This window comes from Nocardia alni, assembly GCF_019038435.1.
Lineage (GTDB): Bacteria > Actinomycetota > Actinomycetes > Mycobacteriales > Mycobacteriaceae > Nocardia > Nocardia alni.
The window spans coordinates 1-14875 of sequence record NZ_JAGPOX010000049.1; the positions used below are offsets into that span (position 1 = coordinate 1).

General features: G+C 68.5%; 11 protein-coding genes. 5 read left to right on the plus strand and 6 right to left on the minus strand.

Annotation, left to right across the window (positions count from 1 at the left end; translation table 11 throughout):
- From JZ791_RS19720 to JZ791_RS19730, 3 genes are all read right to left on the minus strand, one after another.
- Positions 1 to 1687, minus strand: a 1687-nt coding sequence (locus JZ791_RS19720; RefSeq protein ID WP_216896630.1) for a thiamine pyrophosphate-requiring protein, incomplete at its 3' end; no start/stop codon positions are given.
- A 111-nt stretch (positions 1688 to 1798) separates the two neighbouring features.
- Positions 1799 to 4858, minus strand: coding sequence for an FAD-binding and (Fe-S)-binding domain-containing protein (locus JZ791_RS19725; protein WP_216896631.1), 3060 nt, complete (start codon positions 4856 to 4858; stop codon positions 1799 to 1801).
- 42 nt (positions 4859 to 4900) lie between these two features.
- Positions 4901 to 6004, minus strand: coding sequence for an enolase C-terminal domain-like protein (locus JZ791_RS19730; protein ID WP_216896632.1), 1104 nt, complete (start codon positions 6002 to 6004; stop codon positions 4901 to 4903).
- 250 nt (positions 6005 to 6254) lie between these two features.
- Here JZ791_RS19730 and JZ791_RS19735 point away from each other — a divergent pair, with 250 nt between their 5' ends.
- The 3 genes from JZ791_RS19735 (at position 6255) to JZ791_RS19745 (ending at position 9423) form a co-directional block, all read left to right on the plus strand.
- A complete protein-coding gene (locus JZ791_RS19735) occupies positions 6255 to 8051 on the plus strand; it encodes a glycoside hydrolase family 15 protein (protein WP_216896633.1) in 1797 nt (598 codons plus the stop codon).
- A 31-nt stretch (positions 8052 to 8082) separates the two neighbouring features.
- Positions 8083 to 9099 carry an SDR family oxidoreductase gene (locus JZ791_RS19740; protein ID WP_216896634.1) on the plus strand — a complete coding sequence of 339 codons (1017 nt, stop codon included), beginning with the start codon at positions 8083 to 8085 and terminating at the stop codon, positions 9097 to 9099.
- Positions 9100 to 9243: 144 nt separating this feature from the next.
- Entirely contained in the window at positions 9244 to 9423 is a 180-nt protein-coding gene (locus tag JZ791_RS19745) for a hypothetical protein (protein WP_216896635.1), read from the plus strand.
- 107 nt (positions 9424 to 9530) lie between these two features.
- Here the strand turns inward: JZ791_RS19745 and JZ791_RS19750 are convergent, their stop codons facing one another.
- Positions 9531 to 10370 (minus strand): SigB/SigF/SigG family RNA polymerase sigma factor, encoded by an 840-nt coding sequence (locus tag JZ791_RS19750; RefSeq protein ID WP_216896636.1) that lies wholly within the window; start codon positions 10368 to 10370, stop codon positions 9531 to 9533.
- 308 nt (positions 10371 to 10678) lie between these two features.
- Here JZ791_RS19750 and JZ791_RS19755 point away from each other — a divergent pair, with 308 nt between their 5' ends.
- Together JZ791_RS19755 and JZ791_RS19760 are read left to right on the plus strand one after the other, a co-directional pair.
- Positions 10679 to 11872, plus strand: a complete 1194-nt coding sequence (locus JZ791_RS19755; RefSeq protein ID WP_216896637.1) for an AI-2E family transporter — start codon at positions 10679 to 10681, stop codon at positions 11870 to 11872.
- A gap of 309 nt (positions 11873 to 12181) precedes the next feature.
- Positions 12182 to 13156 carry a TIGR03557 family F420-dependent LLM class oxidoreductase gene (locus tag JZ791_RS19760; RefSeq protein WP_216896638.1) on the plus strand — a complete coding sequence of 325 codons (975 nt, stop codon included), beginning with the start codon at positions 12182 to 12184 and terminating at the stop codon, positions 13154 to 13156.
- Positions 13157 to 13256: 100 nt separating this feature from the next.
- Here the strand turns inward: JZ791_RS19760 and JZ791_RS19765 are convergent, their stop codons facing one another.
- Positions 13257 to 14015: a GAF and ANTAR domain-containing protein gene (locus tag JZ791_RS19765; RefSeq protein ID WP_216896639.1), complete on the minus strand. Its 759-nt coding sequence runs from the start codon at positions 14013 to 14015 to the stop codon at positions 13257 to 13259.
- Between the two features lie 49 nt (positions 14016 to 14064).
- The gene (locus tag JZ791_RS19770) at positions 14065 to 14841 is read right to left on the minus strand and encodes an ANTAR domain-containing protein (protein WP_216896640.1); all 777 of its coding nucleotides are present in this window, start codon (positions 14839 to 14841) and stop codon (positions 14065 to 14067) included.
- Positions 14842 to 14875 lie beyond the last annotated feature (34 nt).

The following is a 14875-nucleotide window of genomic DNA, read 5'->3' on the forward strand; positions in this document are numbered from 1 at the left end:
TNTCGTGGGGTCGGAGATGTGAATACGAGACAGGGACCTCCGGGTCGCAACGGACGTCGAGCAGGATCGGGCGGTCGGCGCGCAATGCCTGGTCCCAGGCGGGGCCGAGTTCGTCGGGGGTTTCCACCGATACCGCCTCGAAGCCGAGGCTGCGGGCGACGTCGGCGTAGGAGATGTCCGGAAGTGCCTGGGATTCCTCGAATTTCGGCTGGCCGCCCATGCTGCGCAGTTCCCAGGTGACCTGGTTGAGATCATTGTTGTGGAATACGCACACAATGAGCCTGGGGTCGGCCCACCGCGTGTGATACCTGCTGGCGGTGAGCAATTCGGCCAGGCCGTTCATCTGCATCGCCCCGTCGCCGACCAGCGCGATCGCGGGGCGGTCCGGGTGGGCGAACTTCGCGCCGATGGCGTACGGGACGCCCGGACCCATGGTGGCCAGCGTGCCGGACAGTGAACCGCGCATCGTCCCGCGGAACCGCAGGCAGCGGGCGTACCAGTTGGTCGAGGATCCCGAATCGGCGGTCACGATCGCGTTGTCCGGAATTCGCGCGGACAACTCCCACACCACCCGCATCGGATTCACCGGCCGTGCCTCGAGCATCGACTGCCGCTCCACGGTCTCCCACCAGCGCGCCACATTCTGTTCGATGGTCTCTCGCCAGGACCGGTCCTGCTTGCGTTTGACGAGCGGAATCAGTTCCGACAGAGTCGCTTTCGCATCACCGATCAGATTCACCTCGGTCGGATACCGCATGCCGATCATCGCGCCATCGATATCGATCTGTATCGCACGCGCCTGATCGAGCTCGGGCATGAACTGGGTATACGGGAAATTCGATCCGACGATGAGCAGTGTGTCGCAGTCGCGCATCATCTCGTAGCTCGGCCGGGTGCCGAGCAGTCCGATGGAGCCGGTGACGAACGGCAGCTCGTCGGACAGCACATCCTTGCCCAGCAACGCTTTTGCCACACCCGCACCGGTCAGGTCGGCGAGCTCGACGACCTCCTGCGCGGCCGACCGTGCGCCCTGCCCGACGAGGATGGCGACCTTCGATCCGGCCTCGAGAATTTCCGCGGCGCGCCGGATATCGTTGTCGGACGGCGTCAGCGCCGCACTGCCCATCGCGTCGGGTGAGCTCGAGGGCACCTGCTTGAACGCGTGTCCGGGGGCCTCGTACGGTTCTTCTTGCAGATCCGAGGGGACGATCAACGCCGTGGGTGCGCGCCGCGCGAGCGCGGTCCGGAACGCGCGATCCAGTGCGTTGGGCAGCTGGTCGGCGACGTTGACCTCCACCAGATAGTCGGAAGCGACGTCCTTGAACAGGCTCTGCAGATCGACTTCCTGCTGGTAGCTGCCGCCCATCGCACTGCGCGCGGTCTGCCCGACGATGGCCACCACCGGCACATGATCGAGTTTGGCGTCGTACAGGCCATTGAGCAGGTGGATCGCGCCGGGCCCGGAGGTCGCCACGCAGACACCGACCTTGCCGCTGAACTTCGCGTAACCGGTGGCCTCGAACGCGGCCATCTCCTCGTGCCGGGCCTGGATGAAGGCGGGGTGGTCGTCCGCGCGGCCGAACGCGGCCACCAGCCCGTTGATGCCGTCACCGGGGTATCCGAAGACCTGCGCCACACCCCAATCCCGCAGGCGCTGAACGATGTAGTCACCGACTTGCTGAGCCATGGTTTCTCCTGTTCGTGTCACCTCTTGGCAGGGCCCTTCCCGCGACGGGCGGATACCCGGGCGTCCGCCCGTCAATCGCGCCGGGGCACCGGCGTTCGCTTTGCCGACCGATCACGCCCGATGGGATCGCCGCCGCCTGGTTCGGCGGATCAGGGCGAGGACGGCCACCGCGACGGGGACCGACCCGATGGCCGCCACGGTCCGGGCGGACCTCGTACCGGCCGGGGCATCCTCGGTCGATGCTCCGGGCTGCTCGCGGCGCACCGCGGCGGCCAGGACCTGGGCGGTATGCAGTGGATCGGAGCCGGGCCGCAGGTCGCGGATCTGGGTCCGGCAGCTGAAGCCGTCGGCCAGGGTCAGGGTGCCGGGATCCGCGCCGCGGAGAGCGGGGAGGAGTTTGTCCTCGGCGCAGGCGACCGAGACGTCGTAATGCCCGCGCTCGAATCCGAAGTTCCCGGCCAGCCCGCAGCAGCCCGCGTCGAGCACGTCGGCGCGCACGCCGGCGGAGTCGAGGATCGCCCGGTCCGGCTTGTCGCCCAGCACCGCGTGCTGGTGACAATGCGGTTGTACCAGAGCGGTCGCGTCGAGCCGGGGTGGCTGCCACTGTGGCGCCTTGGACCGGAGTACTTCGGCCAGGGTGAAGGTCTGCCCGGCGAGCCGGTGGGCGTCCTCGTTCCCGTTCAGCAGCTCTGGCAGGTCCGACCGGAACACCGCCGCGCAACTGGGTTCCAGGACCACCACCGGTGTCCCGGCGCGCAGTGCCGGTGCGAGCACGGCCAGGGTGCGGTGCAGGACCCGTTTCGCCGTGTCGAGCTGCCCGGTCGAGATCCAGGTGAGCCCGCAGCACACGGCCGCCGCCGGCACCTCGACCTGGAAACCGGCGGCCTCGAGGACCGCGGTGGCGTCGCGGGCGATGCCGGGGTCGAAATTGTTGGTGAAGGTGTCCGGCCAGAGCACCACGCGACCGCCTGCGCCGACGGGGGAGGGGTCCGGGCGCCGGTGGAACCACGCGGTGAATCGCTCGGCAGCGAACCGGGGGAATGGGCGTCTACGGTCCACTCCTCCAGCGGTTTTGAGCGCTCCGGCCAGGCCGGGGGTGTGTGTGAGTGCGTTGACCGCGGCGGGGGCGAGCGCTGCGAGCCGGGCCCACAACGGAATCCAGCCCATCGAATAGTGCGATATCGGCCGCAGTCGGCGTCGATAGTGATGGGCCAGGAACTCGGCCTTGTAGGTGGCCATGTCGACGTCGACCGGGCAGTCGCTCTTACAGCCCTTGCAGGCCAGGCACAAATCGAGCGCATCGCGGACCTCGGTCGAACGCCATCCGTCGGTGATCACCTCGCCCTGCAGCATCTCGAACAACAGCCGCGCCCGTCCGCGGGTGGAGTGTTCTTCCTCTCCGGTGGCGCGGTAACTGGGGCACATCACCCCGGATTCGTCGCCGCGACATTTGCCGACTCCCACGCAGCGTGCGGCGGCACGGCTGAACCGGTGCCCGTCGTCGGGGTAGGAGAAATGCGTAACGGGCTCCAGAGGAAGGTAATTCACTCCTTGGCGGAGGTTCTCGTCCAGGCGGTACGGGTGCACGATCTTGCCGGGGTTCATCCGATTGCCCGGATCGAACAGCGATTTCAGCTCCTCGAACGCGGTCACCACGTCGGGGCCGAACATGATCGTGAGCAACTCGCCCCGGGATTGACCGTCGCCGTGCTCCCCGGACAGCGACCCGCCGTAACTCACCACGAGGCGGGCGCTGTCGTGGGCGAAGGCCCGATAGCGGGCGATGCCCTCCGCGGTGCGCAGATCGAACGGGATCCGGGTGTGCACGCAGCCGTGCCCGAAATGGCCGTAGAGCGAGGCGGTTCCGTATCCGTATCGATCGAGCAGCGCGTGGAAGTCGCGCAGATAATCACCGAGGCGATCAGGCGGCACGGCCGCGTCTTCCCAGCCCTCGTGGGTCTCGGGGCCCTCGGGCGGGTACGCGGTGGCGCCGAGACCGGCCTCGCGGGCCGCCCAGATCTGCTTGGTGTGCGAGGGGTCGTCGACCAGCTTGGCGTGCGGGGTGACCGAGTGCAGGTCCTCGATCATCTCGTGCGCCTTGCGATCCGCGTCGTGCTGGTCGTCGCCGTTGAATTGCACCATCAGCCAGGCCTTGCCCTCGGGTAGCTGTGCGAGCGCTTGCTCCGCGAGACGCTGGCTGTGCTCGAGCTGGGCGAGCCGGTGATCTATTCCCTCGAGCGCGGCGGGGCGATGACGCAGCACGGCGGGCACGGCATCCGCGGCGGCGATGACATCGTCGAAACCCAGCAGCGCCAGGGCTTTTGCCTTCGGCACGCGCACCAGATCCAGCTCGGCGCGCAACACCGTGACCAGGGTGCTCTCGGAACCGACCAGCAGTTGGGCGACGTGGAATCCCTTATCCGGCAGCAACGAATCGAGGTTGTAGCCCGAGACCCGGCGCGGGATATCGGGATAGCGGTCACGAATCCCGTCGGCGTACCGATCGGCGAGATCCCGGAGTCCGGAATAGATTTCGGCGCGCCGTCCGCCCGCGGCGACGATGCGGTCGAATTCGTCCTGGTCGGTCTCCGAGACCCACATGCGCTGGCCGTCGTAGGTCAGGACCTCGAGGCGGCGAACGCAGTCGACCATTTTCCCGTATGCCTGGGCGGTCGATCCGCACGAGTTGTTGCCGATCATGCCGCCGATCGTGCAGCTGACGTGGGTGGAGGGCTTCGGGCCGACCATCCAGCCGGCGCCGGCGAGTTCGTCGTTGACCCGATCGAGTTTCGCGCCGGGCTGTATCACCGCGACGCCGGTCGCGGTGTCCACCGATTCGACGCGGGTGCAGTATTTGCTCCAGTCCAGGATCACCGCGACGTTGCAGCACTGCCCGGCCAGGCTGGTGCCCCCGCCGCGCGACAACACCGGCACGTCGTATTCGCGGCAGACGGCGACCGCGTCCGCGGCGGCCTCCGGGGTACGGGGCACGACGACGCCGATGGGGATCTGCCGATAGTTCGAAGCATCGGTGGAATAGGCCGCACGCGAGCCGGAGTCGAAGCGGACCTCGCCGTCGACCCGGTCGCGCAGGTGCGACTCGAGCCGTCGGTACAGCAGCGAGGAGGAGGGCGCCTCGAGTCGTTCTCCGGTGCGGGATGTCGTGCCCATTGTCTCGGTCCTCCCAGGGGTTCGGTGTACGAATGCGGGCTCTCAGCCCAGTCGATAGCGGCCGGCGACGTCGGCACGCAGAGTCAACCCATGACCAGGCGCGGCGTCATCGGGTCGGACGCTGCCCCCGGACGGATCCAGGGCTCCCTCGAAGAACAGCGTCTCGATCCGTACATGGTCGTGAAACCACTCCAGATGTCGCAGATTCGGGGTGGCGGCGCCGACGTGCGCGTGCAGATGAGGCCCGCAGTGCGCGGATATCTCGAGGTTGTGCGCGGCGGCGACCGCGGCGATCCGTCGCCACTCGGTGATCCCGCCGCAGCGCGACACATCCGCCTGCACGCAATCGACGGCGTCGGCGGCGCACAGGCGCCCGAAGTAGGCCAGGTGGTATCCGTATTCGCCGGCCGCGACGTCGGCGTCGACGGCGCGGCGGACCAGGCGCATCCCGTCCAGGTCATCGGAGGAGACCGGTTCCTCGAACCAGCGCACATCCGCGTCGGCGGCCTCGGCCATGACGCGGATCGCCTGCTTGGCGCCGTAGCCGCCGTTCGCGTCGACATAGAGTTCGGCATCGTCGCCGATCACCTTGCGGGCCTGGCGCATTCGTGCCAGATCGCGGCCGGTCTCGGTGCCCCAGGACTCACCGATCTTGATCTTCACCCGCGGGATGGCCTGCTCGTGCACCCACCGCGAGAGTTGGCGCTCGAGTTGGTCATCGTCGTAGGTGGTGAATCCGCCGCTGCCGTATACCGGCACACGCTCGCGCACCGCGCCCAGGAGCCGGTGCAGTGGCATCGACAGCAGGCGGGCCTCGAGATCCCATAACGCGACATCGACCGCGGAGATCGCGCAACCGGCGATGCCTGGGCGGCCCGCGTTACGGACCGCCTTCACCATCGCCTCGAAGCATCCGCTGACGTCCAGGACACTGCGCCCGCGCACGATGCCGGCGAGGGTGCCGGTGATCAGGTCGGCGCACGCGGGCGGTGCGTAGGTCCAGCCGATCCCGACCGCACCGTCGGCGGTCGCCTCCACCAGCACCAGGGTGGTCTCGTCCCACGCCAGCGTGCCGTCGGCCTCCGGTGCGTCGGTGGGTATCCGGAAGGTCGAGACGATCAAGTCGCTGATCGGGGTATCCAGCATCGAAAGTCCTTCGCCGTCAAGGGTGCACGGTCATCGCGCGAAACCGGTGGGCGTGCCTGTCCGGTGGCGCCAAAGCGCGCTTACCCACCGGATCCCGGCTCACACAGCGCCCGTCCTGGCGAGTTTGGATCCGCCTGACGGGGTATCCACGCCACGACGGCAACGCTGTTCGCGCGGGTCGTGCGGCCCGCGACGGGCGTGCAGCCCCGGCCGCGCGGGCGCGGCGAGCAGAGAAGGAGATTCCCGGTCGATGGCCTCCCGCTTTCAACGCCCCGGCGAACCCGGCCGCGACGATTCGTGGCCGGGCGTGAATACCGCCCTGCCGACGTTGCGCGAGTACGCGCTGATCGCGGATGGGCAGCGTGGAGCGCTGATCGGGCCGGGCGGCGAGGTCGCCTGGCTGTGCGTGCCCTCCTGGCACAGCGATCCGGCCTTCTCCCCGATTCTGGGCGGACCCGGGCGGTACATCATCGCTCCCGAGGACGACAGGTTCACAGCGGGCGGCTGTTACGAGGACGGCACCCTGATCTGGCGCAGTCGCTGGATCACTACCACCGGGGTCGTCGAATGCCGTCAGGCCATGGCCTTTCCCGCCGACCCGCACACCGCTGTCATGCTGCGCCGCGTCATCGCCGTGGACGCCGACGCGCGTGTGGGGGTCTCGCTCGAACCCGCCGCGGGTTTCGCCGAACACTCGTTGCACGCGGTGGCACTCGACGAGGCGACGTGGACGATGCGCGCGGGCCCGCTGACGTTCCGGTGGACAGGCGCGCCCGGTGCCGCGCGCCATGCGAACGGCTTCGACATCACCTTGGAGATTCCCGCCGGTGAACACCGTGACCTGGTGCTGGAGATCAGCGATCGTTCCCCTCGCGGGCTGCTCGCCGGCGCCGATGAACTCTGGGACCGCACCGAGCGCGCCTGGCGCGAGTCGGTGCCCGCCCTGCCGCACAGCCTGGCCGAACGCGACGCCCGGCACGGCTACGCGGTCCTGCGTGGGTTGACGGGCCGCAGTGGCGGCATGGTCGCCGCCGCGACCGCCGCGCTGCCCGAGCGCGCGGAACAGGGCCGCAACTACGACTACCGGTACTGCTGGATCCGCGACCAGTGCTACGCCGGGCAGGCCGTCGCCGTCGCGGGCCCACATCCGCTGCTGGACGACGCGGTCCGATTCGTCGGGGCGCGCCTACTCGAGGATGGTCCGCAGCTCGTGCCCGCCTACACCCTCGACGGCGGTCGCGTGCCGGACGAGTCGATCCTGGATCTGCCCGGATATCCCGGGGCCCGGGTCACGATCGGCAATCACGTGAACACCCAGTCCCAGCTCGACGCGTTCGGTGAGGCGCTGCTGCTGTTCGCCGCCGCTGAAACCCACGGCCGTCTCGACGCCGAGCACTGGCGAGCCGCCGAGACGGCCGTCGCCGCGATCGAAAAGCGCTGGGACGAACCCGATGCCGGAATCTGGGAGCTCGACGATCAGCGCTGGGCACACTCCCGGCTGATCTGCGCCGCGGGCCTGCGGGCGATCAGCGCGGCCGCACCGCCGAGACAGGCCGCGCGGTGGACCCAGCTGGCCGACGGCCTGATCGCCGATACCACCGGGCGGTGCCTACACCCGTCCGGGCGCTGGCAGCGCGCCCCGGGCGACGATCGGGTCGACGCCGCTCTGCTGCTGCCCGCCCTGCGTGGAGCGATCGACCCGGCGGATCCGCGCAGCCGCCGCACCCTCGAGGCGGTGCGCCGCGACCTCGGCCGAGAGGGATACGTCTACCGATTCCGGCACCGCGGACAACAGCTGGCCGACAGCGAGGGGGCCTTCCTGCTGTGCGGCTTCGTCATGGCGTTGGCCGAACACCAGCAGGGGCACGAACGCGAGGCCGTCCGCTGGTTCGAACGCAATCGGGCCGGGTGCGGGCCACCCGGGCTGTTCACCGAGGAGTTCGACGTGATCGAACGCCAGTTGCGCGGCAATCTGCCTCAGGCGTTCGTGCACGCCCTGCTGTTCGAAGCCGCCCACCGGCTCGCCCGGCCCTGGCCGGAACAGTAACCCGCACAACGTTTTCGGAAGGAGAATCCCGATGAGCAACCCCGCCGACGAACAGGTCGTGGTCGTCACCGGAGCATCCGGCGGGATCGGCCGGGCGGTCGCTCGCGCCTTCGCCGACCGGCACGCCCAGCTGGCACTGCTCGCCCGCGGTGACGCGGGGCTGGACGCCGCGGCGCAGGAGGTGCGCTCCGCGGGCGGCCGGGCGCTGCCCCTCTCCGTCGACGTGGCCGATCCGGACCGGCTCGAGGCAGCGGCCACCGAGATCGAAGACACCCTCGGCCCGATCGACATCTGGGTGAACGTGGCCTTCACCTCCGTGTTCGCGCCGTTCACCGAGATCTCCGCGGCCGAGTACCGGCGGGTCACCGAGGTCAGCTATCTCGGCTACGTATACGCCACCATGTCGGCCCTGCGGCGGATGAAACCACGCAACAGGGGCACGATCGTGCAGGTCGGGTCCGCCCTGGCCTATCGGGGAATCCCCCTGCAGAGCGCCTACTGCGGAGCCAAACACGCCATCCAGGGATTCCACGAGGCTCTGCGCTGCGAACTGCTGCACGAGGGAAGCGCGGTCCGCGTGACGATGGTGCAGATGCCCGCGGTCAATACTCCGCAGTTCTCCTGGGTTCGCTCCCGCCTGCCCCGGCAGGCGCAACCGGTCCCGCCGATCTTTCAACCCGAGGTCGCCGCCCGCGCCGTCCTCTACGCGGCCGATCACCCCCGCCGCCGCGAATACTGGGTGGGCGCCAGCACGGCGGCGACCCTGGCGGCGAACGCGATCATGCCCGGCGTGCTCGACCGATACCTCGCCCGCACCGGCTACAAATCCCAGCAGACCGACCAGCCACGATCGCCGCTGCAGAAGGGGAATCTGTTCGCACCCGCGGACGGCCCCACCGGCCACGACTTCGGCGCCCATGGTGTCTTCGACGACCGCTCCACCGGGCGAAGCGCCCAACTGTGGGCCTCGCAGCACCACGGACTGCTCGGCGCGGCGGCGACCGCTCTGGGCGCGGCCGCCGCCACGGTACTCGGTCGCCGTCGATAGACCGTCTTCGGTGAGGGCGGTCGGACGCCTCGATCGTGCTGATCGGCGAGCGGGAAGGCGTACAGGGCCCGTCCGTTCGTCGGCCGGGAACAACACTCCGATCGGGAACCTACTAGGCACAGATTTGCGGGGTATGACAGACGTATGAAGAAGATCCTCGAACTGCTCGTCTGCTTCCTGCATCCGCTGGCGGTGATCCTCATGTGGGTGAACCTGGCCGCGCGCCGGGATCTCACGGGCTCCACCAAGGTGGTCTGGGCAATTTTCGGGTTGATTCCGCTCGTACCGTTCCTGTACGTGCTGGTGGGCGGTGAGCTCTGGTAGAGCTCAGGACTTCGACGCTGGTCGACACCGCAGGCCTGCTGCGGTGTCGACCAGACGGTCAGCCCTCGATGCCTTCGCGTCGGGCAGGTCGGCCGGGCCGAATCGGCTCACACGGCCTGCGGTACCCCGGCGGGTTCGGCGTAGACCTGCTCACGCAGACTCGCCAGGATCCGGGCCAGGATCCGCGAGACCTGCATCTGCGAGACCCCGAGTCGAGTCGCGATCTGGTCCTGTGTGCATCCCTCGAAATACCGCCATATCAGCACGTCCCGATCCTGGTCGCACAGCTGCCCCAGCAACGGGCCCACCGTGATCGACTCCTCCATCAGGGCGTAACCGGGCTCGGAGGTACCCAGCTGCTGCATCACAACCTGTGGATTCCCGCCCTCGCCGTTGTCCAGCGGCGCGTCCAGCGAATCGCTGCGGTAGCCGTTGGAAGCGACCAGCACCTGCACGATTTCCGCTCGCTCGAGCCCGAGTTCCGCGGCCACATCCGACGCCGTCGGCACCCGGCCCAGCCGCTGCGTCAACTCCGGCAGCACCCTTTGGACCTGCCCCTGCAACTCCTTCAACCGCCGGGGCACCCGCACCGACCAGGTACGGTCCCGGAAATACCGGCGCACCTCCCCCATGATCGTGGGCACCGCGAATCCCACGAACGACGGCCCGCGGTCCGGGTCGAACCGATTCACCGCCTCGAGCAGACCGACCCGCGCGACCTGCAGCAGATCCTCGAACTCCACGCCGCGGCCGGTGTAGCGGCGGGCGATGTGCTCGGCCAACGGCAGACACCGGCCGATGATCTCCTCCCGCAGCCGCCGCCATTGCAGCCCGTGCGGATCCAACGCCACCATTTTCTCGAACCACGGCTCGATTCCGTCGTAGGGATCATCCCCACGCCGAGCGGGATCCGCGCTGGAAGGGTATTGAGCGATTGCACTGGTCATGGGACATGTCCTCCACCAGACAAGGGTGTGTGCACCGCCGCACCGCTCCAAACGGCATTGCACCGGTCTACCTTCCGAATACCAGCCATCGCACCGGCTAAACACCATGATCGAACTTTCTGCCGTCGCGACACGGCGGGGTCGGGCCCGAAGAGTCGTGCCAACGAGTTGGGTATCGCGGCGGATTCACCCCTTGTGCACAGCGGATCGCGGAACCGACCCCACTGAGTCGCGTGCTTGCCCACGACCCGGTAATTCTCAGGCCGACCCGGCGGTTTGACCGGTCTCGCGGCGGCTAGTACGCACCTATGGACGGCACCTTCCGCGCAGCGGATTCCGGGCACGATTCCGCTATCGGTCAGCCGCATTCGAGGCGCGAAGGCGATCCGATCATCGACGCGGAGGCGGCAGCGGCACACGCCAGCACCTCCACCCACCCGCTGGGGCGGCCGGGGCGGTTGTTCGATCGCCGCTCCCCGTTCCTGATCGGCATGACCGGCGCCGCCGGCGTCGCGGTGACGTACGCGGCGATTCAGGCGATCCTCGCGGCCGGGCAGGTACTGACCCTGATCGTGGTCGCACTGTTTCTGGCCATCGGTCTCGAGCCCGCCGTGTCCTGGCTGGTCCGGCACCGGCTGCCGCGGTGGGCCGCGGTGACCCTTGTCCTGCTGCTGGTGGTCGGGCTGCTCGCCGGATTCCTGGCCGCCGTCATATCGCCACTGACCTCGCAGGGCGCCGCGTTCGCCCACAACGCCCCCGGCTACCTCCAGCATCTCGAGCACCGATATCCGATCATCCGCACCGTCGACTCACGGTTCCACCTGGACAACCAGATTCGCCACGCATTGAGCTCGGAATCGTCCCGGCTGGCGGGCGGTGTCCTCGATATCGGGCGAGCGATCTTCAGCGTGGCGACGGCGACGGTCGTCGTCTTCGTGCTCACCGCCTACTTCATGGCCGATTTCGTCCGCGTTCGCAGCACCCTGTACCGGATGTTCCCGCGCGACCGCCGACCCCGCGCCATCCTGATCGGCGACGAGATCTTCGCGAAGGTCGGCGCCTACATCCTGGGGAATCTGCTCATCTCACTGATCACCGGCGTCCTGACCCTCATCTGGCTGTTCGCCTTCGGCGTTCCGTACGCACTGGTCCTCGCGGTGCTGGTCGCCATCCTCGATCTCATCCCCATCGTCGGATCGACCGTGGCCGGCATCGTCGTCGCGCTGGTATCGCTCACGGTCTCCGTCCCGGTAGCGATCGCGACGATCGCGTTCTTCATCATCCTGCGCCTGCTCGAGGACTATCTGCTGGTGCCCCGCATCATCGGCCGCACCGTCGAAGTGCCCGCGCTGGTCACGGTGGTCTCGGTACTGCTGGGCGGCGCGCTGCTCGGCATCGTCGGCGCGTTGCTGGCGATCCCCGTCGCCGCGGCGCTGCTGCTGATGGTCCGCGAAACCGTCCTTCCCTCACTGGACGACCCACAGCGCCACGCATCGAACTGACGATCTTATTCGAGCCGATACTCGTCTGCTCATCCGTTGGAGATCGATCCAGGCCAGGCATGCGGCGCACGCCGCAGGCTGCATGCCGCCGCACCCGAGGTTGGGGGTCGAGCTCTCGGCGGCCGACGCGCCGGCTGCGGGCATCGCGGACAACGACCTGGTCGAGGTGACCACAGCGCGCGCATCCACCGCATGGCAGGCGGGCCCACGTAAGCAGCGGGCGTGATTCGAACGGGTCGGCCGGGGTATGCGCGCGCTGTGGCGGTGCTGCCGCCGGAACGGACCGAGCACGGGACAGGAGCGGGTCAGATGCAGATCGGATACAAGCTGGCAGCGGAAGCCTTCGGGCCCGAAGAGTTGATCCGTCAGGCGATCCGGGCCGAGCGGGCCGGGTTCGATTTCGTCGAGATCAGCGACCACTACCATCCGTGGCTGGACAACCAGGGGCACTCGCCGTTCGCGTGGTCGGTGCTCGGGGCGATCGCCGCGAGCACCGACCGCATCGGATTGGCGACGGGGGTTACCTGCCCGACCGTCCGCTACCATCCGGCCATCATCGCTCAGGCTGCGGCGACGACCGCGCTGATCTCCGGGGGCCGGTTCACCCTCGGTGTGGGGGCGGGTGAACGGCTCAACGAGCATGTGGTGGGGGAGGGGTTCCCGAATTCGGTCGGTGCACGGCATCGGATGCTGCGGGAGGCACTGGAGATCATCCGGCTGCTGTGGCGCGGCGGCTATCGCTCGTATCGGGGTGAATACCTACAGCTGTCGGACGCGCGGGTATTCGACCTGCCCGACGAGCTGCCGAAGATCGCGGTCGCGGCGGGAGGACCGAAGGCCGCGCGCTTGGCCGCCGAACTCGGCGACGGAATGTTCGCCACCGAACCACGACCGGATCTGATCGCGAAGTACCGGGCGGCGGGTGGCGATGGACCCCGGTATGCCGAGATACCGGTCGCCTGGGCCGCCGACGAGCAGACCGCGGCACAGGCGGCGCTGGAGACCACCCGGTGGGCGGTGACCGGTTGGAAGGTGATGAGCGAATTGCCGAACCCGGCGAATTTCGCCGCTGCCAGCGCCACCGTCCGCGAGCAGGACATGCGCCGCGCTTTTACCTGCGGCAGCGACCCCGAGGACTTCGTCCGAGCCGCGCGCGAGTACACCGAGGCCGGATTCGACCATCTGGTCCTGATGAACGCCGGACCCGACCCGGATGGCTTCATGGACTTCTATCACGACCAACTCGACCACCGCATCAGGTCTCTCGCCGCACGGGTCTCCTGAGCGCCTGCCACACTCGCCGACGTCATCGGTTCGGATGAGCACGGCGACCGAGATCGCGCCCGCGAACGCGACCACTGCGGCGATGAGTGGCACCGGCGTGTCACATCGTGCGGTTCGCCGTGTCGTCGGGTTGCGAGTCGGGCACTATGGCGTCGACGGTGATGGTGCGATCCACCACGGCACGGGCCAGATCGGCGAGGCGTCGGTTGTTGTCGCGCGCGAATCCACGCAGTCGCTGGAAAGCGATGTCCATGCTCAGGTTTCCGCGTTCGGCGAGCATGCCTTTGGCTTGTTCGATGATGACGCGGCTGTTGAGCGCATGGTTGAGTTCTTCGTTCACCGTCAGGGAATCGGCCAGGACGCGAGCGTGCAGAATACCGATCGTCGCGAAATCCGCCAGTGCCTGCGCGATGCGCAGCTGCTCGTCATCGAGTGCCCCGACGCGGCGGGAGAACAGATTCAATGTGCCGATGCGATCGTTGCGCAGCCGCATCGGCAGGGCGCACATGCTCCGGTAGCCCTGCTGCCGCGCGCGATCGGTGAACGCGGGCCACTGCTCGGCGACGGAGTCCAGATCGGCGATCCGGACCTGTTCACCGGTGCGGAAAGTCTGCAGGCACGGACCGGCGGCGGCTTGTACCTGCAGCAGCTCGAGCAACCGCGTTTCTTCGGAGGTGGACGCGAGTACCTGCAGCTCACCGCGCCCGTCGGTGAGCAGCAGGCCCGCGGCGTCGGCATCGAGCAGCTCGATGGAGGTCTCGACCAGATCCTGGGTCAGGTCCACCGGGTCGTACTCGACGACCAGGGTGTCGACCAGACGCACGAGCGCCGAGGTCAGCGTGGTTTCTCGGCCTGCCATCTCCATTACCCTTCTTCTCCCAATTCTAGGACGGTCCACCTCGGTCCCCCTATCGGATCGGGCCTGATCCAGTATCTCGCTGTGTATCGGGTTCGTGGTACGGCCGGAAGCGCAGGCGCCGGGCGACGACGTCGCCGGCGATCTCGGCCAAGGTGCGCTCGGTGGTGAACGCGTACCCGACCAGCCGCGAATAAGCCGCTGCCGCTGTGCAGTCCAGCTGCACCGCGATCATGCCGGTTGCCTGGTGGATCTCGCGGGCCCCCACGGGGTGTTCCCACCATGGTCCCAGCGCAGCGCCGTCGATCTCCGCCGAACCGTGTGCCGGGGCGGTGAGTGTGGTCAGCAGCATGGTCGTGATCGCGGACGCGATCTGCGACGCGTCGTTGTACGCGCCGGTATCCCGGGTGACCAGGTCCGCGCCGAGCAGATCGAGGAACCCGAGCCGAATCGCGCCGAGGTGCAACGGGATCGAGCACAGCGCCCCGGAGACGTCGACTCGATCCCACTGGGTCAGCAGTGGCCAGCGACCGGTAGCCGTAGCAGCGGTGAAATCGAGTACTCGTATCGCCGCACCCTCGGCGTGGGCGTCGGGACCGGGCCCCTCTCCGGTCGCGGACTGGGCGTCGGCGAAGCGGGCGGCCGCCTCCCCGTGTGTGCCGAGCACCTCCCAGCCCCCGTCGGGCATGGCCAGCGTAATGGCGGCTTGTGACACCGGCAGTACCCGCACACACACGGCGCACAGCCGATCGCCCTGCACCGGGCGGGCATTCGCGGTGGCGTCCAGTTCGTGCAGCATGGTCAGGAACCGGGTCACCGCGGCGTTCATCAAGGAATACCGAACGAGCGTTGCCGATCGGCCA

Coding starts and splice junctions, on each gene's coding strand:
- JZ791_RS19725 (WP_216896631.1), bottom strand. CDS start 4,858: ATGGGCACGACATCCCGCACCGGAGAACGACTCGAGGCGCCCTCCTCC.
- JZ791_RS19730 (WP_216896632.1), bottom strand. CDS start 6,004: ATGCTGGATACCCCGATCAGCGACTTGATCGTCTCGACCTTCCGGATA.
- JZ791_RS19735 (WP_216896633.1), top strand. CDS start 6,255: ATGGCCTCCCGCTTTCAACGCCCCGGCGAACCCGGCCGCGACGATTCG.
- JZ791_RS19740 (WP_216896634.1), top strand. CDS start 8,083: ATGAGCAACCCCGCCGACGAACAGGTCGTGGTCGTCACCGGAGCATCC.
- JZ791_RS19745 (WP_216896635.1), top strand. CDS start 9,244: ATGAAGAAGATCCTCGAACTGCTCGTCTGCTTCCTGCATCCGCTGGCG.
- JZ791_RS19750 (WP_216896636.1), bottom strand. CDS start 10,370: ATGACCAGTGCAATCGCTCAATACCCTTCCAGCGCGGATCCCGCTCGG.
- JZ791_RS19755 (WP_216896637.1), top strand. CDS start 10,679: ATGGACGGCACCTTCCGCGCAGCGGATTCCGGGCACGATTCCGCTATC.
- JZ791_RS19760 (WP_216896638.1), top strand. CDS start 12,182: ATGCAGATCGGATACAAGCTGGCAGCGGAAGCCTTCGGGCCCGAAGAG.
- JZ791_RS19765 (WP_216896639.1), bottom strand. CDS start 14,015: ATGGCAGGCCGAGAAACCACGCTGACCTCGGCGCTCGTGCGTCTGGTC.
- JZ791_RS19770 (WP_216896640.1), bottom strand. CDS start 14,841: ATGAACGCCGCGGTGACCCGGTTCCTGACCATGCTGCACGAACTGGAC.